At 74.5% G+C, this 22,043-nt stretch carries 19 protein-coding genes and 2 tRNA genes; 18 read left to right on the forward strand and 3 right to left on the reverse strand.

Annotated elements, in window-relative coordinates; all coding sequences use genetic code 11:
• Window positions 1-21: 21 nt before the first annotated feature.
• Window positions 22-2,169: a hypothetical protein gene (locus RKE29_RS10035; protein ID WP_312004785.1), complete on the reverse strand. Its 2,148-nt coding sequence runs from the start codon at window positions 2,167-2,169 to the stop codon at window positions 22-24.
• A 384-nt stretch (window positions 2,170-2,553) separates the two neighbouring features.
• On the opposite strand from RKE29_RS10035, the gene proB reads away from it, so the two are divergent.
• From proB to RKE29_RS10060, 5 genes are all read left to right on the forward strand, one after another.
• Entirely contained in the window at window positions 2,554-3,741 is a 1,188-nt protein-coding gene (gene proB, locus RKE29_RS10040) for a glutamate 5-kinase (protein WP_312004805.1), read from the forward strand.
• 386 nt (window positions 3,742-4,127) lie between these two features.
• On the forward strand, window positions 4,128-4,625 hold the full coding sequence (locus RKE29_RS10045) for a hypothetical protein (protein ID WP_312004786.1): 498 nt from the start codon (window positions 4,128-4,130) through the stop codon (window positions 4,623-4,625).
• Window positions 4,626-4,792: 167 nt separating this feature from the next.
• Complete coding sequence (locus RKE29_RS10050; RefSeq protein WP_312004787.1) at window positions 4,793-6,091, forward strand: glutamate-5-semialdehyde dehydrogenase; 1,299 nt, start codon at window positions 4,793-4,795, stop codon at window positions 6,089-6,091.
• A 118-nt stretch (window positions 6,092-6,209) separates the two neighbouring features.
• Window positions 6,210-6,833 carry a hypothetical protein gene (locus RKE29_RS10055; RefSeq protein WP_312004788.1) on the forward strand — a complete coding sequence of 208 codons (624 nt, stop codon included), beginning with the start codon at window positions 6,210-6,212 and terminating at the stop codon, window positions 6,831-6,833.
• A gap of 214 nt (window positions 6,834-7,047) precedes the next feature.
• Window positions 7,048-8,136, forward strand: a complete 1,089-nt coding sequence (locus tag RKE29_RS10060) for a hypothetical protein (protein WP_312004789.1) — start codon at window positions 7,048-7,050, stop codon at window positions 8,134-8,136.
• A gap of 149 nt (window positions 8,137-8,285) precedes the next feature.
• Here RKE29_RS10060 and RKE29_RS10065 read toward each other — a convergent pair whose 3' ends face one another.
• Window positions 8,286-9,434, reverse strand: coding sequence for a M48 family metallopeptidase (locus tag RKE29_RS10065; protein ID WP_312004790.1), 1,149 nt, complete (start codon window positions 9,432-9,434; stop codon window positions 8,286-8,288).
• 110 nt (window positions 9,435-9,544) lie between these two features.
• On the opposite strand from RKE29_RS10065, the gene RKE29_RS10070 reads away from it, so the two are divergent.
• From RKE29_RS10070 to RKE29_RS10100, 7 genes are all read left to right on the forward strand, one after another.
• Window positions 9,545-9,703 carry a hypothetical protein gene (locus tag RKE29_RS10070; protein WP_312004791.1) on the forward strand — a complete coding sequence of 53 codons (159 nt, stop codon included), beginning with the start codon at window positions 9,545-9,547 and terminating at the stop codon, window positions 9,701-9,703.
• A 208-nt stretch (window positions 9,704-9,911) separates the two neighbouring features.
• Window positions 9,912-10,076 (forward strand): hypothetical protein, encoded by a 165-nt coding sequence (locus RKE29_RS10075; RefSeq protein ID WP_312004792.1) that lies wholly within the window; start codon window positions 9,912-9,914, stop codon window positions 10,074-10,076.
• A 45-nt stretch (window positions 10,077-10,121) separates the two neighbouring features.
• The gene (nadD, locus tag RKE29_RS10080) at window positions 10,122-10,751 is read left to right on the forward strand and encodes a nicotinate-nucleotide adenylyltransferase (RefSeq protein WP_312004793.1); all 630 of its coding nucleotides are present in this window, start codon (window positions 10,122-10,124) and stop codon (window positions 10,749-10,751) included.
• Between the two features lie 10 nt (window positions 10,752-10,761).
• Window positions 10,762-12,576 carry a LytR C-terminal domain-containing protein gene (locus RKE29_RS10085; protein ID WP_312004794.1) on the forward strand — a complete coding sequence of 605 codons (1,815 nt, stop codon included), beginning with the start codon at window positions 10,762-10,764 and terminating at the stop codon, window positions 12,574-12,576.
• Window positions 12,577-12,635: 59 nt separating this feature from the next.
• Window positions 12,636-13,076, forward strand: coding sequence for a ribosome silencing factor (gene rsfS / locus RKE29_RS10090; protein ID WP_312004795.1), 441 nt, complete (start codon window positions 12,636-12,638; stop codon window positions 13,074-13,076).
• Window positions 13,073-13,726, forward strand: coding sequence for a histidine phosphatase family protein (locus tag RKE29_RS10095; protein ID WP_312004806.1), 654 nt, complete (start codon window positions 13,073-13,075; stop codon window positions 13,724-13,726). Before rsfS ends, RKE29_RS10095 begins: the two co-directional genes overlap by 4 nt.
• Before the next feature lie 150 nt (window positions 13,727-13,876).
• Window positions 13,877-13,949, forward strand: a tRNA-Ala gene (locus RKE29_RS10100).
• A gap of 274 nt (window positions 13,950-14,223) precedes the next feature.
• Here the strand turns inward: RKE29_RS10100 and RKE29_RS10105 are convergent.
• A complete protein-coding gene (locus tag RKE29_RS10105) occupies window positions 14,224-14,829 on the reverse strand; it encodes a hypothetical protein (protein WP_312004796.1) in 606 nt (201 codons plus the stop codon).
• A gap of 274 nt (window positions 14,830-15,103) precedes the next feature.
• Between RKE29_RS10105 and RKE29_RS10110 the strand changes: the two genes are divergently transcribed.
• The 6 genes from RKE29_RS10110 (at window position 15,104) to RKE29_RS10135 (ending at window position 21,854) form a co-directional block, all read left to right on the forward strand.
• Window positions 15,104-15,907 carry a GntR family transcriptional regulator gene (locus RKE29_RS10110; RefSeq protein ID WP_312004797.1) on the forward strand — a complete coding sequence of 268 codons (804 nt, stop codon included), beginning with the start codon at window positions 15,104-15,106 and terminating at the stop codon, window positions 15,905-15,907.
• Between the two features lie 35 nt (window positions 15,908-15,942).
• Window positions 15,943-16,722, forward strand: coding sequence for a hypothetical protein (locus tag RKE29_RS10115; RefSeq protein WP_312004798.1), 780 nt, complete (start codon window positions 15,943-15,945; stop codon window positions 16,720-16,722).
• A gap of 293 nt (window positions 16,723-17,015) precedes the next feature.
• Window positions 17,016-17,249 (forward strand): hypothetical protein, encoded by a 234-nt coding sequence (locus RKE29_RS10120; protein WP_312004800.1) that lies wholly within the window; start codon window positions 17,016-17,018, stop codon window positions 17,247-17,249.
• Window positions 17,250-17,455: 206 nt separating this feature from the next.
• Window positions 17,456-17,528 (forward strand) — tRNA-Ala (locus RKE29_RS10125).
• A 323-nt stretch (window positions 17,529-17,851) separates the two neighbouring features.
• Complete coding sequence (gene leuS / locus RKE29_RS10130; RefSeq protein ID WP_312004801.1) at window positions 17,852-20,737, forward strand: leucine--tRNA ligase; 2,886 nt, start codon at window positions 17,852-17,854, stop codon at window positions 20,735-20,737.
• 343 nt (window positions 20,738-21,080) lie between these two features.
• Window positions 21,081-21,854 carry a hypothetical protein gene (locus RKE29_RS10135; RefSeq protein WP_312004802.1) on the forward strand — a complete coding sequence of 258 codons (774 nt, stop codon included), beginning with the start codon at window positions 21,081-21,083 and terminating at the stop codon, window positions 21,852-21,854.
• The last annotated feature ends 189 nt before the right edge of the window (window positions 21,855-22,043 follow it).

The following is a 22,043-nucleotide window of genomic DNA, read 5'->3' on the forward strand; positions in this document are numbered from 1 at the left end:
GGACCCCTTGGAATTGATCATCTAGGGTTCCGCCGTTCCGGCTCCCGCGCGGGCTGCCGGGTCCGGCGCCCCGGCCGGGGCGGGAACCGCCTCCCCGGGCCCGGCCGGCTCCGGACCGTCCGCGGGCTCTATCCCGTCGGCGTCCCCGCGCGCCTCCCGCTGGGAGGGGATGTCGCCGTCCGCGCGTGCGGCCATCCGGGCCCGCCGCTCGTCGGACCGGGCGCACAGCGCCTGGGCCGCCGCGTCGAAGCGCACCAGGGACGGCGGGTCCGCGGGGCCCAGCAGCCGCGTCTTGAGGGCGGCGCGGGCCGCGGCGGCGGTGTCCAGGGACGGGTCGCGGACCGCGGCGAGCAGGGCCGGGACGCCGTCGGCGTCCGGGGTGAGGATCGTCGCGGCGCTCACCGTGGGGAGGCCGGCCCGGAACTCCTCCTCGGGCAGGCCGCTGGTGTTGGCCACCGCGTACGGCTTCTCGCTCGTCAGATAGTCGGACACCACGCTGGAGACGTCGCTGATCAGCAGGTGGGCCCGGTTGAAGCAGGAGTACAGCGCCGGGCGCGCGTCGGCGATCACCTGGTGCTCCCACTCCGGCAGCGACGCCCAGTAGGCCGCCTCCCACGCGGCGGTGGCCTCGGCGACGGCCTCGGCCCGGCCGGGGGCCGGGGCGCCCTGGAGCATCATGCGCTCCAGCTCGTCGGCGCTGGGCCTGAAGTCCCGCGCGGTCAGGCGCTCCAGCTCCTCGGTGCGGCGCGCCAGCTCGGCGGCGGCCCCGGGGTCGGGCCGCGGGCCGGAGCGCCGGGCGTTCGCCGCGGCGATCATCGCCCGTACGCGCGTGTCGGCCGCGCCCGCGCGCGGGTCGACCGAGCCGGTCATCGGGTGCGGCTTGTACAGCAGCCGCACGCCGGGGTCGGCCAGCAGCGCGCGGACGATGTTCTCGCCCGCGAGGACGACCGAGGTGTTGCCCGGGTTGCCGTCCCAGCCCTCCCAGGTGGGCGCGTACAGCACGGTCGTGTACGGCCCGGCGGGCGGCCCCGCGGACGGCAGGATGGGCGCCAGCTGCGGGCGGCCGACCTCGACGACGTCCTTGTCCTCCACGCCGATGTCCGCGAGCTGGTAGCGCTCGCGTGCGGCCGGACCCGCGACCCACACCTCGTCGTACGCCTTCGCGTACGGGTTGCAGCTGGAGAGCTTGTCGCTCTCCCCGTGGTTGATGAACGCGTGTTTGATCGACGGAATGCGCAGAACCTGCGAGGTCTTCCCGGAGTTCGCCGGGTGCAGTATGGCCTTCAGCGTCGAGTGCTCCAGGCGCATCAGGTCGGCCACCCGCGGCACGCACACGATCGGCACGTCCGTCGCCTCGATCTTCTGCACCATGAAGCGCTCGCGCAGCACGATGACCGGCCGGCCGTCGAGGGCGGCCAGCGTGGACAGCCACATGTTCGCCTGGTACGCCGACGTCGCGCCCCCGGAGAAGTACAGGCCGAGGGTCGGCCGGTACTCGGCCAGCCACCGGTCCAGCCACGCCAGCGCCCACGCCTCGTCCACCGGCCGCTTGCCGGGCAGCAGCCAGGTGGCCAGGTGGGCGGTGCCGCCCAGGGCCACCAGCAGCCCGGCGCTGAGCCCCGCCGCGCCCCACCACCCGTTCGCCGTGGCCGCCGTGGCCAGCAGGCCCGCGCTCACCGGGACCGCCAGGCGCAGCAGCCTGCGGCCGTGCTGGCGGGCGAAGACCCGCGGCGGGGCGGCGGTCGGCCGCAGCGGGGAGGCGTCGATGTTGCGCGTGACGATCGGCAGCTGCCGGGCGCGGCGGACCAGGACGGCGACGGCCTGGCACACGAAGTGCACCACGTAGAACGCCAGCAGCCCGCCCGTCAGCGGCGCCTGCTCGTGCAGCGGGTCGATGCCCTCGGTGCGCAGCAGTCCCACCATGGTGAGCATGTCGCGCAGCAGCTGCCGCATGGTGACGTCGAACCGGATCCGGCCCAGCAGCGAGAGCAGCCCGGGGTGCCGGTGCTGGAGCAGGAGGTCGAGCGCGAGGCCGCCGGCCGCCGCGGCGACGAGCAGGGGCACGTTCGGCAGGACGGCGCCGACGAGCTGCGCGGCGAAGAACACCAGCAGGGCGAGCAGCGCCGCCGTCTGGACGACCCGGCGGGTGCCGGTTGCGGCGGTGGGCAAGGGTGGACTCCTGGCGGGGAGAGCGCGGAACGGGGGTCCCGGCGACCGTATGACGGCGCCGGGGCCGGTGACAGTCTCCACACCGGCCGGCCCCCGGATGGGGCCCGTAAGGAGTCCACGACGACCCGGACGGGCGTGTTCCGACCGGTGGAACGCGGAGGCACGCGGTGCCGCGCCTGACGTAGATTGCCCCGGCGAGGACTCGCACCGGTGTCACCCGGACGGGTGACGGCCGGTCAGGGTGACGGCCCGCGCGTGACGCGGACGGGGCGGGGAAGGCGGCGCGGGGCACCGGACCGCGAGGGGACCGCGGGGGACGACGGGGACGGGCGAGGAGGAAGAGGCGGCGTGGCGCAGCAGGATGGCTCGGCGGTACGGGACGAGGTGGCCGCGGCCCGCAGGATCGTGGTCAAGGTCGGCTCGTCGTCCCTCACCACGGCGGCGGGCGGGCTGGACGCCGACCGGGTCGACGCGCTCGTCGACGCGCTCGCCAAGGTGCTCGCCGCCGGCCCGGCCGCGGCGGGCGCCCGGGAGGCCCAGGCCGCGGACGCCGCCGCGGGGGCCGCGCGTGAGCCCCGGCGCACCGAGGAGCACAGGGAGATAGTGCTGGTGTCGTCCGGCGCCATCGCCGCGGGGCTGGCCCCGCTCGGCCTGGAGCGGCGGCCGCGCGACCTCGCCCGCCAGCAGGCCGCCGCGAGCGTCGGCCAGGGCCTGCTGGTCGCCCGCTACACCGCCTCCTTCGCCCGCTACGGCCGCCGGGTCGGCCAGGTGCTGCTGACCTCCGACGACACCAGCCGCCGCGCCCACTACCGCAACGCCTACCGCACCCTGGACCAGTTGCTGGCCATGGGCGCGGTGCCGGTCGTCAACGAGAACGACACCGTCGCCACCGACGAGATCCGCTTCGGCGACAACGACCGCCTCGCCGCCCTGGTCGCCCACCTGGTCCACGCCGACCTGCTGGTGCTGCTGTCCGACGTGGACGGCCTGTACGACGGCGACCCCGCCACCCCGGGCACCCGCCGGATCGCCGAGGTCACCGGCCCGAAGGACCTCGACGGCGTGTCGATCGGCAGCGCGGGCCGCTCCGGCGTCGGCACCGGCGGCATGGTCACCAAGGTCGAGGCGGCCCGGATCGCCGCCGCCGCGGGCATCCCCGTGGTCCTGGCCGCCGCCAGCAGTGCGGGCGACGCGCTGCTGGGCCGGCCCGTGGGCACGTACTTCCACCGCACCGGCCGCCGCCGCGCCGACCGCCTGCTGTGGCTCGCCCACGCGTCGGCGCCGCGCGGCGCGCTGACCCTGGACGACGGGGCGGTGCGGGCCGTGGTGGAGCGCCGCACGTCGCTGCTGCCGGCCGGGATCGCCGCCGTGGAGGGCGACTTCGCCGCGGGCGACCCGGTGGAGCTGCGCGACGCCCGGGGGAGGGCCGTCGCGCGCGGGCTGGTCAACTTCGACGCCAAGGAGATCCCCCAGCTGATCGGCCGCTCGACGCGCGACCTGGCGCGGGAGCTGGGCCCCGCGTACGAGCGCGAGGTCGTGCACCGGGACGACCTGGTCGTCCTGCCCTCCTGACGGGCCCTCGCGGCCTCCTGACGCCGGTGCGGGCCCGTGGACCGCCCGTACGGCCTCGTACGGCCTGGGGCGCTGTGGCGGGCCCCGCCGCCGCACGGCGCCGCGTACGGCCCCCTGCCGTGCCCTCGCCACCGTTCACCGAACCCGCTGCCGCCGCCCGCATCGGGGAGAAACCAGGGAGATACCGGGAAGAAAGCCCGGGAAGTCGGCTCCCCGCGCCACCGCCTTCCCGAAAACCGCCCCACGCACCCCCGCGGACTGGTCAACTTTGTCCTCGACGGGTGCCGCGGGTCTCGGCGACGCCGCCCGCTGCCCCCGCCTGCGCGGAGGCGGCCTGGACCCCACGCGCGCGCAAGGGGCGAGCGACAGCGATCAGGAGGCCGTCGGTGAGACGAGGGCATGCCGGGCAGGCGCCGTGGGAGACGGCAAGGCGCACCCTGACCTCCGTTCCCTCCGGTCCCTCCGGCGCGGGCGGCGGCCCCGGCCGGTCGCCCCTGCGGCCCGGGCAGGCCGCCCGGGAGCCCGCGGGCGAGGACGGCGCGGCGGGCCGGCTGTGGCACGTCACGCTCAGCGTGTCCGGGGACGAAGTGCCGCTGCGGGAGGTCCGGCGGGCGCTGGAACAGCTCGCCCGCCACCACCCGTTCCTGCTCACCAGCCGCTACGCCAACGACCACGCCGAGATCAGGTACTGGGAGGAGGCGCGCGACCTCCAGGACGCGGCGGCGGTCGCGCTGCGGCTGTGGGGCGAGCACCGCGCCTCCGACCGGCTGCCGCCGTGGGAGGTGGTCGGCCTGGAGGTCATCGACCGCGAGACCTACCGGCAGCGGGTCGCCGAGGGCTACGGCCCGCCGCCCGCGTCCCCGGTCGGCGTGCACCCCTTCTGACCGGCCCGCCCCGGCCCGGGGCGCGGCGTCCCCGGAGGGCCCGGAACCGGGCGGGCGCGTCGCCCGCGCGGGCGACGCGCCTCACGCCTATGGGTCCCGGCCGCCGCCTTGAGTAGGCTGCTNTCACGCCTATGGGTCCCGGCCGCCGCCTTGAGTAGGCTGCTTTCATGACCAGCGCACCGACCTCGCCTCTCGCCGACCCCTGGCCGCAGTCCCCGGTCCTGCGGACCGCCTACCGCGCGCGGTCCGCCGCGACCGACCTGGCGCCGCTGCCGCGCGCCGCGAAGGACGACGCCCTGCTGGCCATGGCGGACGCCCTTGAGGTGCGGACCAAGGAGATCGTCGAGGCCAACGCGACGGACGTGGAGCGCGCCCGCGCGGCCGGCACCAGCGAAGCGATCATCGACCGGCTGACCCTCACCCCGGAGCGGGTGCGCGCCATCGCCTCGGACGTCCGGGACGTGGTGGCGCTGCCGGACCCGGTCGGCGAGGTGGTCCGCGGCTCCACCCTGCCCAACGGCATGGACCTGCGCCAGGTGCGGGTCCCGCTCGGCGTCGTGGGCATCATCTACGAGGCCCGGCCGAACGTGACGGTGGACGCCGCCGCGCTGTGCCTGAAGGCGGGCAACGCGGTCCTGCTGCGCGGCTCCTCCTCCGCCTACCACTCCAACACGGCGCTGGTGACCGTCCTGCGCGACGCCGTCGGCGGCGCCGGGCTGCCCGCCGACGCCGTGCAGCTGGTGCCGGGTGAGGGCCGGGAGTCGGCGCGCGAGCTGATGCGCGCCCGCGGCCTGGTCGACGTGCTCATCCCGCGCGGGGGCGCGGCGCTGATCCGTACGGTCGTGCAGGAGTCGACCGTGCCGGTGATCGAGACCGGCACCGGCAACTGCCACGTGTACGTGGACGCCGAGGCCGACCTCGACATGGCCGTGGACATCCTGGTCAACTCCAAGGCCCAGCGCCCCAGCGTGTGCAACGCCGCCGAGACCCTGCTGGTGCACCAGGACATCGCCGCCGCGTTCCTGCCGCGCGCGCTCGACGCGCTCGCCGAGGCGGGCGTGACGGTGCACGCCGACGAGCGCGTGCGGGCCCTGGCGGAGGGCACGAAGGCCACGGTCGTCCCGGCGACCATGGAGGACTGGGAGACCGAGTACCTGTCCTACGACATCGCGGCGGCCGTGGTGGACTCCCTGGACGCGGCGGTCGGGCACATCCGGCTGTGGTCCTCCGGGCACACCGAGGCGATCGTCACCACCTCGCAGGCGGCGGCCCGCCGCTTCACCCGATTGGTGGATTCCACGACGGTCGCCGTCAACGCGTCGACCCGCTTCACCGACGGCGGCCAGTTCGGCTTCGGCGCCGAGATCGGCATCTCGACGCAGAAGCTCCACGCGCGCGGGCCGATGGGCCTGCCCGAGCTGACCTCGACGAAGTACGTCGTGACGGGCGACGGCCACACCCGCTGACCGCCCTCGCGCGTGGCACCCCGTGCCACGCGCGGAGGGCCGGCGCGTGCCGGGACGCCCGCCGCCCGCTGCCGAATTCGCTCTGCCCAAATTGACCCGTTCGGTCTACGCTGGACGGGTGCCGGACGACGTGGGGGGCAGGCCGTTCCCGGACGGCCCCGAGCCCGAGGAGCACAGCCACGGAGGCGCGGACGACGCGTTCGCCTCCGTGGTCTTCGACGAGGACTTCGTGCGGGCGGCGGAGATCCACGAACCGACCGCCACCGAGCGCATGCTGGCCGCTGCCCAGGCGCGCGCCGAGGCGGAGGCGGCCCGCCCGCGCGGCGCCCCCGCCCCGGCCGACGAGGAGCCGTTCGACGACGTCTTCGGACCCGACGGCGCCTTCGGCCTCGACCCGGACGACGACCGCTACCCGGGCCCCGGCTTCGGCCGGGACCCGGACGCCGCGTACGGGCCGTACGGGCGATACGGCAGCGCCGGCGGCCCCTACCGCGGCCACGCCCGCTGGCAGCGCCCGGTGGCCTGGCTGCTGGCCGTGCTGATGGGCATCGGGGTGGTCGCGCTCGCCTTCACGGCCGTCTACCGCGGCGCGTCCGGCAGCCGCCAGGAGCCCTCCCCGCCCGCCACCCCGGCCTCCAGCGGCGTCGGGGCCGCGCCGGGCGCCGCCCCGGAGCGGCCGGAGAGCCCCACCGCGCCGACGCCGACGGCTCCCTCGGCGTCCGCCGTGCCCCACGCGCCGTGAGCCGCCGCCCGGCCCGTACGGCCGCGCCCGGGCCCCGTACGGCCGCCGCGCCCGCCCCGTCCGCCGCCACCCGTACGGTCCCGCGCGCCCGCGCCGGGCCCGCCGCCCGGACCGCCACCGCCGTCCGGTCTCAGACCGCCCGTACCGGACCACGCGGCGAACTTGCCGCGTATCACCGCGTTTACCGACGCCCTTACAGACCTACTCTTGAGGTATGACCGGGCGTGGAAACCCTCCTGAGGGGACACCCGAGGGCGTCCCGGGAGGTGGCGAGGACGAGTACCGATCCGTCGTGTTCGACGAGTCGTTCGTCCGCGCTGCCCGCCTTCAGGAGTTCTCCGCGCGCGAGCGGCTCGGCGGGCACGGCGGGCGGGCGGTGCGCAGCCGCCACCTGTGGGCCAGGGCGGGCGCCTCGCGCCAGGCGGCCGTGCTGGTGCTGCTGATCGCCGTCGCCTTCGCCACGGCCATCTACATGGGCGTGCGCCACCCCTACCAGGACACCGGGCGGCCGGGCGCCGGCCCGATGCACGGCAGCGTGGTCCCGCTGTCGCCACGCGGCCAGGTGCCGGGCGGGCGGGCCGCCGAGCTGATCGACAAAAGCCCCGCGCGGGCCTTCGGCGGCGGCGCCGAGGGGATCACCCTGCCGCCCGCCCGGCGCACCGGGCCGTTCTCCGAGAGCCAGGTCATGACCGCCCTGACCACCGCCAAGCAGTACGTGGTCGAGTCGGCCGTCGACCCGGTCGTGCTGACCGGCGGCATGGCGCGGCCGGTGCGGATGCTGCTCGACCCGGACCAGTTCAACCAGTTCGACCGCAGCCTCGCCCAGCCCGCCGACGACGGGCAGCACGCGGCGACGGCCTGGCTGGCCCGCTTCGACCCGGACGAGGTGGCGCTGGCCGACGAGCCGGTGCGCGTCCAGGGCACGCTGTCGGTGGCCGAGATGGACGCGGCGGCGCTGGAGGTCACCGCCGACCACACGTTCGTGTACGCGCTGCGCCCGGCGGGCGAGCACCGCGCCGACCGGGACTCGCTGTTCACCGTCCGCCGCACGACGCGGTTCCGCTTCGACCGCGCCGACCTGCGCGAGCGCCACCTGGAGGTGGTCCAGAGCATCGTGCAGGCCGGGCCGCAGTCCTGCGCCGTGGACGCGGCGGGCTACCTGCACCCGCTGCTGGCCGGGCAGACCGCGAAGAACGACGCGAAGACCGGCATCAACCCGTACGCGACCGGGCGGCCGACGGTCTCCCTGTGCGGCGTCCTGTCTCCCGACGCGCTGCCGGGCGGCCCGCAGAAGGCGGGCTAGGTGTATTGATCACGAGCGTTGTTGACACTCGTGATCAATACACCTAGCTCCTCGGCGCTGACGCGGGTCTCAAAAGCGCTGAAGGCACCTGGGCGCTGCCGCCTGGCCGCACGCTCGCGCGCCGGACCGCGCTCCTACGCCCCGTGTTCCTACGCGCCGTTCTCCCGGCCCTCTCCCGGCCGCCCGCCGTCCTCGCTCCGGCCCTCGTGCCCGCCGTCCTGGGCCGGGGCGTCCCGAGGCGGCGCCGCGCGCCCGGCCCGGCCGTCGCCGCCCCCGGTGAACCGCTCGCGCAGCCTGCCGCCGAGGTCCCCGGCGCCGCCCGCCACGTCCCGTACGAACCCCAGCAGCGGGTCCCTGCTCTCCCGCACGCGCGTGGCGTAGTGGCTCGCGGACTCGCGGAAGGAGTCGGCGACCGAGGTGCGCGCGTCCTCGTCGCGGCGCGGGTAGTGCCCGTCGAGTATCCGCTGGTAGTCCCGGCCGGTCGCCCATCGCCGCAGTTCGGCGGCGCGCACGGTGGTGAACGGGTGGCTGCGCGGCAGCAGGTTCAGGATCTTCAGCACCGAGTCCCGCAGGTCGCCGCCCGCCTCGTACTCGTCGGCCTGCTCCAGGAACGCGTCCACGTTCATCTCGTGCAGGTGGTGGCCGCCGGCCAGCTTCATCAGGCCCCGCATCGACGCCTGCACGTCCTGCCCGACCAGCAGCCCGGCGCGGTCGGCCGACAGCTCGGACTTGCGGAACCACTCGCGCAGCGCGGTCACCAGCGCCATCACCGCCATGTTGCCCAGCGGGATCCAGGCGACCCGGACCGCGACGCCGGTGAGGAAGAGCAGGATCGTGCGGTAGACGGCGTGCCCGGACAGGGCGTGGCCCACCTCGTGGCCGACGACCGCGCGCGTCTCCTCCTCGTCCAGCAGCTCGATCAGGCCCGTGGTCAGCACGATGATCGGCTCCTGGAGGCCGATGCACATCGCGTTCGGCCGTGGGTCCTGCGTCACGTACATCGGCGGAACCCGGTCCAGGTCCAGGGTGGCGCAGGCGTCCCGCAGCGTGTCGTACAGCTGCGCGAACTGGCGTTCGCTCACGCGCACCGAGTCCGACAGGTACAGCAGCCGCAGGCTGCGCTCCGGCAGCAGGCCGCTGAGCGCCTTGAAGACGGTGTCGAAACCGGTCAGCTTGCGCAGCGCCACCAGTGCGGAACGGTCCGCCGGATGCTCGTACGCGCGGGACGATATGCCGGGGAACCGCCTCCTGTCCCGGCCCGCCGCCCCCTCGATGCCCCGCCCGTCGTGGTCGGTCACGTGTCCCCCTGGTCTTCCCTGGCCATCAGGTGTGAGCCTGCCGCCGGCCGCCGTGGCCGCCGCCCCGCCCCGGAGGCAACCAGGGTAGCCGCGCGGTCTAGTTTGGAGGCATGTCCGAATTCGCCGTGCTGCCCGCGTCCCTCGCCGTCTCCGGCACCGTCCACCACCACGACGGGGCGGGCGTGCTGCTGCGTACGGTCATCGTCGTGGGCTTCCTCGGCGCGGGGCTGCTCGCCTGGTTCCTGCTGCGCGGCTACCGCGGCGACTGACGGCCCGCCCCGCGCGGGTGGCGCGCGCGGGAGGTGCCCGGTGCGGCGCCGTACGGTCCGGCCCGGTCCGTACCGTGCCGTCGCCCGGGCCGTATCCGTACGGGGGACCGTATCCGTACGGGGCCGTTCCATACGCCGGAAACGCCCTCACATACCATGGCCCCGACGTCCGCACGCCCGCCCCGACCCGGATTGGTTCCGCTACGCGATGACCGCTTACAGCACCGCACACGCCCTGGCCACCCTCGCCGCCGAGGGCGGCGAGCACGGCGGCAACCACGAGAGCATCAGCCCGTACCTGACCGGCGGCGCCGCTCTCGCCATCCTGCTGCTGATGCTGTGGATCACCACGCGCTTCAACCGGGACCGCTGACCCTGGCCGCCTCGGCGCCGGGCCGGTCCCAGTAGGGTTCGCCGCATGGGAGAGCAGAAGGGGCCCGCGGAGCCCAAGGGGGCGGTGAAGCGGCGGCTGGGCGTGATGGGCGGGACGTTCGATCCGGTCCACCACGGGCACCTGGTCGCCGCGAGCGAGGTCGCCGCCCAGTTCCACCTCGACGAGGTGGTGTTCGTGCCGACCGGCGAGCCGTGGCAGAAGAGCCACCGGCACGTGTCGCCGGCCGAGGACCGCTACCTGATGACGGTGATCGCCACCGCCTCCAACCCGCAGTTCTCGGTCAGCCGCATCGACATCGACCGCGGCGGGCCGACGTACACTGTGGACACGCTGCGTGATCTGCGCGCGTTGAACGGCGACGCCGACCTGTTCTTCATCACCGGCGCCGACGCGCTCGCCCAGATCCTCACCTGGCGGGACACCCAGGAGCTGTTCTCCCTCGCCCACTTCGTGGGGGTGACCAGACCCGGGCACATACTGGCCGATCCCGGCTTCCCGGAGGGCGGGGTGTCCCTGGTCGAGGTGCCCGCGCTGGCGATCTCGTCGTCGGACTGCCGGGCGCGGGTCGCGGCGGGGGATCCGGTCTGGTATCTGGTACCGGACGGCGTGGTGCGCTACATCGACAAGAGGCAGCTGTACCGGCAGGACCGCTGAGGGGGCGTCGGTGGACGACAGACACGACAGGTCCGGGCGGCCGGACCTGTCCGGCTGGTCCGACGAGCGGGGCGGGGCGGACGGGCCGGGCGGCCCGACCGGGTCCGCCGGGCAGCCGGGCCAGGACCCGTACGCGCCGTACGGGCCCTACGGCACCGCCGCGTCCGCTGACACCGACGCCGCGCCCGCTCCCGCCTCCTACGACTACGGCTCGTACGCCCAGGGTGGCCCGTACGGGCAGCAGCAGCCCGCGGCCTACGGGTACGACGCGTACGGGCAGCCCGTACAGCCCGGGCCGGCCGGGTACCCGCCGCAGGCCGGGCAGGAGCCGTACGGCTCTTACGCCTCCTACGGTCAGCAGCGGACACCAGAGGGGTACGGCTACGACCCGTACCCGGCCGGACCGCCGTCGCCCGCCGCGTACGGGCCCGGCGGCCGGCCGCGGGACGGGGGCGCGGCCGGGCAGCCCGAGGAGGTCCGGGAGCCGGAGGCCGCCCCCACTCGTCCGGCCGACGGGGAGGCGCGCCGCGCCGGGGACGGCCCGCGGGCCGAGGCGCCCGTCTACCGCACGGAGCAGTTCGCCTTCGTGGAGGAGCCCGACGGGGCCGCCGACGACGTCATCGACTGGCTGAAATTCACCGAGACCCGCGCGGAGCGGCGCGACGAGCGGCGGCGCCAGGCCCGCCTCCGGGTGATCGCGGCCGTGGTGGCGGCCGTCCTCGCCGTCCTGGGCGGCCTCGCCTACCTGTGGCACGCCGGGTCGCTGCCCGGTCAGTCCGGGTCGGGCGGCGCCGTGGCCGCGTCCGGCCCGCAGAAGCGCGACGTGATCGTCGTCCACCTGCGGCAGACCAAGGGCGACGGCAGCGCGACCGCCCTGCTGGTCGACAACGAGACCGCGGACAAGGCCACCGCCGTCCTGCTGCCGAACACCCTCGCCCTGCCCACCGACGACGGCAGCCCGACCACGCTGGGCGCGTCCGTGGTCGACGCGGGCTCCGACGCCACCCGCGACGCGCTGGGCACCCTGCTGGGCGCCGACATCCAGGGCACCTGGCGGCTGGACACGCCGTACCTGGAGAACCTCGTCCAGCTCGTGGGCGGCATCTCCGTCGACACCGACGCCACCGTGCCCGGGCCGGACCGGGGCGCGGACCCGGTGGTCCGGCGCGGCGCGGACCAGGCCCTCACCGGTCAGGCGGCGGTCGCCTACGCCACCTACCGGGCGCGGGGCGAGGCGCAGACCCGGCAGCTCGCCCGCTTCGGGCAGGTCCTGCGCGGGGTGCTGGACAAGCTGTCCAGCGACGCCTCCTCCGCCACCGCCACCGTGGAGTCGCTGGCCCAGATCCCCGACCCGTCGCTGTCGGAGCGGCAGCTCGGAGCGTTCCTCGCCCGGCTCGCCGGACGGGCCAGGAGCGGCGCGTACGCGACGACGGCACTGCCGGTCCAGCCGGACGGCACGCTCGGCGAGCAGGCCACCCGGGCCGTGGTGCGCGACGTCCTGGGCGGCGCGGTGAAGAAGGGCGGCACCGGCCAGGACGCGCCGCCGCGGGTGAGCGTGAAGAACGCGGGCGGCGGCCGCGGCGCCGCGGACACGGCGCGCATCGCCCTGGTCAACGGCGGCTTCACGGTCGTCGGCAGCACCGAGAACGGCGGCCCGGCGCGCGCCGCCTCCCAGGTGGCCTACGGCGATCCGGCCCAGGCCGGCCAGGCCAGGGAGGTGGCCGCCACGCTCGGCCTGCCCGCGAGCGCCGTGCGGCGCGGCACGGTGGCGGCCAACGCCGACATCACGGTGCTGCTGGGCCGCGACTACCCAGGGAAGAACTGACCGCCAGTGCGACGTGAGACCCTTGACGTGATACGTCCCGCCGACCGAAAGCCTTGCCTGTGACCGCCACTGACCGCTCCGTCGAGCTCGTCAACGCCGCCGCCCAGGCCGCCGCCGACAAGCTCGCGCACGACATCATCGCGTACGACGTCAGCGACGTCCTGTCGATCACCGACGCCTTCGTGCTGGCCTCGGCGCCCAACGACCGCCAGGTCAAGTCGATCGTCGACGAGATCGAGGAGAGGCTGAGCAAGGAGCTGGACGCCAAGCCGGTGCGCCGCGAGGGCGACCGCGAGGCCCGCTGGGTGCTGCTGGACTACGTGGACATCGTGGTGCACGTCCAGCACAGCGAGGAGCGCGTCTTCTACGCTCTGGAGCGGCTGTGGAAGGACTGCCCGCAGCTCGACCTGCCCGCCGACGCCGCCGCCACCCACGGCCGTGCGAAGGAGTACGCACAGGCGCGGGCCGCGGACGACGGACCGGGCGGTGACCTCTCCTGAGCGGCGAGAAGGGCGGCCGGGGCCGCCGCATAGTGCTGTGGCGGCACGGCCAGACGGCGTGGAACGTGGAGGGCCGCTTCCAGGGCACCACGGACATCGAGCTGACCGAGACCGGCCTCGGGCAGGCCCGCCGCGCCGCCCGGCTGCTGGCCGCGCTGAAGCCGGACGCCATCGTCGCCTCCGACCTCAAGCGCGCCGCCGACACGGCCGCCGAGCTGGCCGCGGTCACCGGCCTGGAGGTCAGCTACGACGCGGGCCTGCGGGAGACCTACGCGGGCGTGTGGCAGGGCCTCACCCACGCCGAGATCCGCGAGCGGTACGGCGAGCAGTACGCGGCGTGGAAGCGCGGCGAGCCCGTGCGGCGCGGCGGCGGCGAGCTGGAGACCGAGGTGGCCGACCGGGCCGCGCCGGTCGTGGAGGAGCGGGCGGCCAAGCTCCCCGACGACGGCACGCTGGTCGTCGTCAGCCACGGCGGCGCCATCCGGACCACCATCGGCCGGCTGCTCGGCCTGGCGCCGGACACCTGGGAGGCGCTGGGCGGCCTGTCGAACTGCTGCTGGTCGGTGCTGGGCGAGGGCGTGCGCGGCTGGCGGCTGCTGGAGCACAACGCCGGCTCGCTGCCGGAGCCGGTCCTCGGCGACGACAACTGACGGCCCGGCCGTACCCGTCCTGGGGCCCGTCCGGAGGGGCCCGGGCGGGTTTCCGCCGGCCCTCGGCGGATTTCCTTTCCGGGCGGGTGGCGGGCTACAGTTCTTCCCAGCTCGCGGTGCGGGGCGCACAAGCCCTCCACCGGGCGCTGCGGGGCTATAGCCCAGTTGGTAGAGCGCTTGCATGGCATGCAAGAGGTCAGGAGTTCGATTCTCCTTAGCTCCACCCGCACGTACTCGCTGGCAGACCGGCCGAAAGGCAGGTTCGCCAGGAGTGTGCTTATACTGGAAGTGGCAGCAGGGCCGTAACCCGTCAGGGAAACGGCCCTGCTGCCTTTCCGGCTCCTGTCGGACGCTGCCGCCCGGATGCCGGGTGCCGCCGCCGACGGGGAAGCAACGCGGGCCCGGCCGACCCGGCTGCCTGACGGGGGGCTGCGCGGGACGGATTCCCCTCACCGTCCCCGGGTTCCCGGGCCCTCCGCCACATCCGCGCGCAGTCCTCACTGGCGGCTGTCGGCCGGTGGCTCGGCGTCGATGTCGACAAGGGTGCAACCGCGCAGGCTCCGCACCAGTTGGCCTGCGCACACCCACCGGATTGCGGGATCGTCGTAGGTGACGGTCTCGTTGCGTAACGGCGTGGGGAACGGGTTCCCCGGCGCGTAGAGAGTCCCGTACACCCCTTCCACCGGTGCCTCCCTCACCCGTACGGCCACTGCGTGTCCGTGCAGGTAGGGACAGGCCCGGACAGCGACCCTGGCACATGGCAGACAGACCGGTGGATGCGTCGCGGCCATCATTTCCGGCCAGTTCGGCCAGTCCTCCCGGTCGTCGCCGAGCAGCCAGAGCACTCCTTGCTCGGTACGGTCGGCCGGACCCGCGCAGATCTGGCACAGCAGTCTGCGCATGGCCCGCCGCTGGCGCAGCGTGTGGATGCGGCCGAATTCCGGCCGTCCTCGGCCCGGGCTGAGGACTGTCCGCGACCACAGCACCCCGTGCTCGTCACGGTCGTGGAGGATTTCGTCCGGATAAGCGATGCCGCCTTGGCGGCGGGCGACCACAACCGGGCGGTCGGCCTTCTCCGAGCTCCACGAGGCGATGTACGGCACGGTGTCGGGGCGGCGGAGCGGGGTAGCGCTGGGGCCTCCACCCGGTTGGGCGGACCCCGCGGATGGGGAGCTGGACATGGCGTCCTTTCTTTCGCGGCCTTGCTGCCGGGAGGGCGCCGCTTGCAGAAGTTGCCTGCCTGGTAGGCCGAGGCAGCCGTCACGGCGCGCCCCGGTTCGTCAGCGTGGCCCAGTACCGGTACTGTTCGAGTGTCGGGCTGCGAGGCCAGGGCTGTCAACAGTACCGGTACTGTTTATCGTTGAAGGGTTGGGTGGGATGTCCAGCAAGTACGAGGAAGTGGCCGCTGATCTGCGCCAACGCATCCTGTCCGGTGAATACGAGCCAGGCGGCAAGCTGCCACGTTACGAAGACCTGACCGTGCACTACGGCGTGGGGCGAGGCGTCATCAGCGAGGCTCTGGCACTCCTACAGCGCGAAGGGCTGGTCCGATCCGTGAAAAGGCTCGGCACCGTTGTCCAGGACATCCAGCTGGAACGCCGCCGCATCACGCGGGGCAACTTGGTGGCCCGTGACCCCAGGCGCGGCTACGTCTTCCCGGCCGCCGCCGCGCCCGATGAGCCGTGGACCGTGCACGGGCAGCCCAAGCGTGCCTTCGTGCCGGCGCCGAGCCGGGTAGCCGAATGCTTCGGGCTGGAAGAGGGAGCGGAGGTGCTGCGCCGGAGGCGTGTCACCTCGCCGGCCGGCGAACCGCCGTTCCAGCTTGTGGATACGTGGATCAGCCCGTCAGCCGTCGAGGACGCCCCGCAGGCGGCCGAACCGTCGACCGGACCGGGCGGCTATCTCGATCGGCTGGAAGAGGCCGGGCACGGGCCCCTCTCCTGGCGGGAGACCACGCGGGCGCGGATGCCGTCACGTGAGGAGGCCCAACTGCTGAAGATCCCGTCTGCGGCTCCGGTCCTGGAACTCACGCTCGTCGGAACGTCGGCGAAGACCCTGCGGCCCATAGAGGTCACCATCCGCGTGATCCCGAGCGACAGGGTCGAAATCGTCTCGCAACTCCGTCGCGCTCCCTCCGCGCAGTGGCCGGTCGAACCGGTCGGGCCGGAGGGCTCCGCGTAGGCGCGCGGCGCGCCCGGACTGTCGACGCGCCCGCCGTGGCGCTACCGGCGGCCGTGCTGCTGTTCACCGTGCCGCTGGTGCTCGGGCAGGAACGCGGCTGGCCACTGTGGTGCTGGGCCGCGCTGGGGCTCGCCGCCGCGGTGGCGGAGCTGTTCGCGGCGTACGAGGCGCGGCTCGCCCGGCGCGGCGGCGCGCCGCTGATCTCGCCGCGGGTGCTGCGGCAGCCGGGCATGCCGCGCGCGGTGGCCCGTATCGGCCTGGCCATGGCGGTCAACGGCGGCTTCCTGTTCATGGCGACCCTGCACCTCCAAAGCGGCCTCGGCTACGGCCCGCTGCGGGCCGGGACGTCCTTCGTGCCGACGGCGGCGGCCTTCGGCCTGGTCGGCCTGAACTGGCAGCGGCTGCCCGCCCGATGGCACCCGGTCACGGTCCCGGTCGGCTTCCTGCTCGCCGCGGCCTCCCTCGCGGGCATGGGGTGGGCGCTGCGCGGCGGCGCGGGCGCCGGCGCCGGGTTCTTCGCGGCCACGGCCGGGATCGGCGCTGGCCTGGCCCTCGCCTACAGCCCGCTGCTGACCCGGACCCTGGCGAGCGTGCGCCGTGAGGACGCCGCCGACGCCAGCGGCGTCCTGGTGACCACGACTCAACTGGGCCTGCTCATCGGTGTCGCCGCCTTCGGCGCGCTCTTCCTGGGCCAGGCGCACGGGGCGTCCCCGGCGCGCACCGAGTCCGCCGACGCCGTGTGGGTGACCTGCCTGGCGCTCGCGGCCACGGCCGTGGCCGCAGTCGCCGCGGGACTGGCCCGTCGCCGACGCTGAAACCGGCGGCGCTCCGTGGCAGAATCGGACAGCCGCCAGGAGGCGCGGGACCGAGGGAATCGGACGGGGGTGGCATGCCCGGCGGCGTCTCGGGGGAAGACCGACGACCCGGCCGGCACCGCCGGCCGCCGGGTCGCGCCGCACCGGCAGCCGTGCCGTCCGAACGCGGGCCCGCGGGCCGTGTCCCGTGGACCGGCCGGGGGCCACGGCGGCGTCGCCCGGAGCCGGGGGGACGGCGGCGTCGTACGTCCGCACGGCCGCGGCCGCGACTGGAGCTGAGGGGCTGAGGAGAGATGGGGGCGCACAGCCGGAAGTGCGACTGGTGCGGTAGCGGGACGCCCATCGTCCGGGACATGGAGCCGCTGAACTCCGACTACCAGTACTGGTGCGTGGAGTGTGCGCGCGCCCTGATCATCATCGGGGACCCGATCGAGACGTACCGGGAGCTGGAGGGGGAGCCGATCTACGGACGGCTCCTCGACGAACACTGCACGCTGAAACGGTTCTACTCCTTCGCGACCGCCTGAGCCGGTCACGGGCCGCCGCGCCGCCCGAGCCGTCCGGGCGGGCCCGCGCTTCCGCGCCTCTCGCGTGGGCCGCGCCGGGTGCCGCTCTCGTACCGTACCGGCCGCGGGCGACGCCCTGGTGGCGGGCCGGTATCGATTTGGCGGAAGACCGGGCGGGCCGTGTAAGGTAGGCGATGCCGCCGGGGCGACCCGGAAGGCCACGACCTGGGGCTATAGCTCAGTTGGTAGAGCGCTTGCATGGCATGCAAGAGGTCAGGAGTTCAATTCTCCTTAGCTCCACAAAGCTGGAAGCGGAGTGGATCGCGCATCGCGGTCCACTCCATTTCGTGGTGCTGCGCGTGCTGTGCCGTTGCCTTCTGCCGCCTCTCCGGATTCTCCTCCTCCTCTTCGTCCTCCCCGTCCGCGCACCGGTCCGCTGCGGGTTCTTCATACGCTGCTGTACCCTGACCGCATGCGTGCCGTACGCCTTCTGCTGAGCGAGCCGCGCTGATCAGTGCCGACCGGTGAGGACCCTGGTCGGCGCCGGCGCGGCTCCCCCTCCTGTGCGAGGGGGTTTTTCGTTTCCCGCCCCGGCAGAGACGACCGATGGAGCTTTGAGGACGATGAGCGAGACCCCTTCCGCCGCTGACGTGGCAGCGCCGCACCGCTACACCGCCGCGCTGGCCGCCGCCATCGAGGCGCGCTGGCAGGACTTCTGGGAGGCACACGGTACGTACCAGGCGCCGAACCCGAGCGGGGACCTGGCAGGCGACCCGGAGACCGTCGCCCGGCCGAAGAAGTTCTTCATGGACATGTTCCCCTACCCCTCGGGTGCGGGCCTGCACGTCGGCCACCCGCTGGGCTACATCGCCACCGACGCGTACGCGCGCTTCCACCGGATGACGGGCCACAACGTCCTGCACGCCCTGGGCTTCGACGCCTTCGGCCTGCCCGCCGAGCAGTACGCCGTGCAGACCGGCACCCACCCGCGCGTGAGCACCGAGACCAACATCCGGAACATGCAGCAGCAGCTGCGCCGGCTGGGCCTGGGGCACGACGCGCGCCGCTCCTTCGCCACGATCGACCCGGACTACTACCGCTGGACCCAGTGGATCTTCCTGCAGATCTTCGACTCCTGGTACGACGAGGAGGCCGACCGGGCCCGGCCGATCGCGGACCTGGTCGAGCAGTTCGCCTCCGGCGAGCGCGCCACCCCTGACGGCCGCCCCTGGACGGAGCTGACCGCCGTCGAGCGGGCGGACGTACTGGCCGGATACCGCCTGGCCTACGCCTCCGACGCGCCCGTCAACTGGTGTCCCGGGCTGGGCACCGTGCTGGCCAACGAGGAGGTCACCGCCGAGGGCCGCTCCGAGCGCGGGAACTACCCGGTCTTCAAGGCCAAGCTGCGGCAGTGGAACATGCGCATCACCGCCTACGCGGACCGGCTGCTGAACGACCTGGACGCGCTGGACTGGCCGGAGGCCATCAAGCTGCAGCAGCGCAACTGGATCGGCCGCAGCGAGGGCGCGCGCGTGGACTTCCCCGTCGCCGGCCACCCCGACGCCGCCGTCACGGTCTTCACCACCCGGCAGGACACCCTGTTCGGCGCGACGTACATGGTGCTGGCGCCCGAGCACCCGCTGATCGCCGACGGCCCCTCGATCGTGCCGGCCGCCTGGCCCGAGGGCACCCACGCGGCGTGGACCGGCGGGCACGCCACGCCCGGCGAGGCCGTCGCCGCGTACCGCAAGCAGGCCGCGGCCAAGTCGGACGTCGAGCGGCAGGCGGAGGCGAAGGACAAGACCGGCGTCTTCACCGGCGCCTTCGCGGTCAACCCGGTCAACGGCGAGCAGGTCCCCGTCTTCGTCGCCGACTACGTGCTGATGGGCTACGGCACCGGCGCGATCATGGCGGTGCCCGCCCATGACCCCCGCGACTTCGCCTTCGCGCGCGCCTTCGAGCTGCCCATGCGGTGCGTGGTGGAGCCCACCGACGGCCGCGGCACCGACCCGTCGGCGTGGGACGACGCGTTCGCCTCGTACGACGCCCCGATCGTCAACTCCTCCGGGCCCGGCGTCTCGCTGGACGGCCTGCGGGTGGCCGAGGCCAAGGCGCGGGTCACGCAGTGGCTGTCCGCCGAGGGGATCGGCGAGGGGACCGTCAACTACCGGCTGCGCGACTGGCTGTTCAGCCGCCAGCGGTACTGGGGCGAGCCCTTCCCGATCGTCTACGACGAGGACGGCGTCGCCCACGCGCTGCCCGACTCGATGCTGCCGGTCGAACTGCCCGAGGTCGAGGACTACGCCCCGCGCACCTTCGACCCCGACGACGCCGACACCACCCCGGAGACCCCGCTGTCCCGGAACGAAGAGTGGGTCCACGTGGAGCTGGACCTGGGCGACGGGCGCGGCCCGCGGCGCTTCCGCCGCGAGACCAACACCATGCCCAACTGGGCGGGCTCGTGCTGGTACGAGCTGCGGTACCTGGACCCGCGCAACAGCGAGCGGCTGGTGGACCCGGAGGTCGAGCGCTACTGGATGGGCCCGCACGAGGCGAAGCCGCACGGTGGCGTCGACCTGTACGTCGGCGGCGCCGAGCACGCCGTCCTGCACCTGCTGTACGCGCGCTTCTGGTCCAAGGTGCTGCACGACCTGGGACACATCTCGTCGTCCGAGCCGTTCCACCGGCTGTACAACCAGGGAATGATCCAGGCGTACGTCTACCGGGACCGCCGCGGCATCGCCGTCCCGGCCGCCGAGGTGGAGGAGCGCGACGGCGCCTACTTCTACCAGGGCGAGCCGGTCAGCCGGCTGCTGGGCAAGATGGGCAAGTCCCTGCGCAACGCGGTCACGCCGGACGAGATCTGCGCCGAGTACGGTGCCGACACGCTGCGGCTGTACGAGATGGCCATGGGCCCGCTGGACGTGTCCCGGCCGTGGGACACACGCGCGGTCGTCGGCCAGTTCCGGCTGCTGCAGAGGCTGTGGCGCAACGTCGTCGATGAGGCCACCGGCGAGGTCTCGGTCGTGGAGGCCGAGCCCGACGAGGCGACGCTGCGGGCCCTGTACAAGGCGGTCGACGGGGTGCGGCAGGACATGGCCGGGATGCGCTTCAACACCGCCGTCGCCAAGATCACCGAGCTGAACAACCACGTGACCAAGCTCCGCGAGGTGCCCCGCCCGGTCGCCGAGGCGCTGGTGCTGCTGATCGCGCCGCTGGCCCCGCACGTGGCCGAGGAGCTGTGGCGCCGGCTGGGCCACGACACGACGGTCGTGCACGAGCCCTACCCGGTCGCCGACCCGGCGTACGTCGTGGACGAGACGGTGACGTGTGTGGTGCAGGTCCGGGGCAAGGTCAAGGCGCGCCTGGAGGTGGCGCCCGGCATCGCGGAGGCGGAGCTGGAAAGGCTGGCGCTGGCGCAGCCTGCGGTGACGGCCGCGCTGGGCGGGGCGGAGATCCGGAAGGTGATCGTCCGCGCGCCGAAACTGGTCAACATCGTCCCTGCCTGAGGCACACCGCCGCCCGGCCGGTGCCTCGGCCCGGCACCGGCCTCGCGGCGGTACCCCGGTCCCTGGCGCGCCAGGTCCGGGGCGGGCCGCGCGGCAGTCCCCGGGCCCGACGCGGTGGCCCTGACGCGGGCCGAGCGGCGCGTCCCGACCCGGACTCCCGCGTCCGCGCGCGTGGTCATTGCGCGGAGACCGGCCAGTCGGCGCATACGGGAGGGCCTGGGGCGGTCGGCCGGGAACCTCCGGCCGTCGTGGGCCGTTGAGGGCAGCGCCGGGTTTACGGTAGGGAGAGGTGACCCGTAGCACCGTGGGACCGTAGAACGAACGACTCGGTGAAGGAGCGTTCATGGAAATCGTGGCCGGGGTCCTCGTGCTGATTTTCGTCCTCCTCGTGGTGGCGGGCGTATACGCGGCGGTGCGTACGGTACGGACGGCCAGGCGCCGGCTCGACGTCAGAGTGCGCCAGGCCCGCCGCACCGTCGAGGACACCAGGCTGCGGGCGAAGCAGCTGACCCAGCCGGGAGTGGTCGGCGAACTCGCCGAGCTGCGCCTGTCGCTGCGGCAGTCGATGCGGGCGACGCAGGAGGCGCTGCGCGCGGCGGCTCCGGAGGACCGGTCCCTGTCGGAGGCACTGGGCCTCTTCGAGCGGTTGAGCGCCCATGGCCATGAGCTGGACGACGACCTGCGGCAGCTGGAGCGCGAACCCGACCGGGCCGGGACAGCCGCCCGGCTGCCCGAGCTGCGCGAGCGCACCCGGCGCATCACGCGCTCGGCCGAGTCGCTGCGGTGGGCGGCGAAGGACCGGGCACAGCAGTTCGCCGCCGGCGATCTGGAGGCCCTGAGCCGTGAGATCGAGCTGGAGGCGGGGGCGCTGCGGCACTGGACCTCGGACCCGGATCCCGGGCCCCGCCTCGCCCAGGGACCGTCCGCGTCGGCACCGGCCCAGGCGGGCTCGGAACCCGAGCCGGACTCCGACGCGGCCGCCAGCTCCCGGGCGGCTCCGGAGGACGGGCCCGGTTCGCGGCCGGAGGCGCGGCCCTCGATCGCTCCCGCGGACCCGCCCCGGCAGCAGGCGACACCCTTCTGGCAGAAGTCGCCCCGTCCCGACGGCACCCCCTGAGCGTCCCAGGACCATCCATGCACCCTCTCAGCCGCCCGCCCACGGGTTCCGCTGACTCGGTGGCCCCGCCCGTCCCGGTCCTTGCGGCCAGGTTTCCCGAGCGTGGTGGCCGGTGGCCCGGCTCCCGGCGTGGCGGCGAGGCGCCGCGCAGGGGAGCGGCCGACGGGCACTCGGGCGGGGGCGCGCTGT

Source organism: Streptomyces sp. B1866 (assembly GCF_031932565.1).
Classification (GTDB): domain Bacteria; phylum Actinomycetota; class Actinomycetes; order Streptomycetales; family Streptomycetaceae; genus Streptomyces.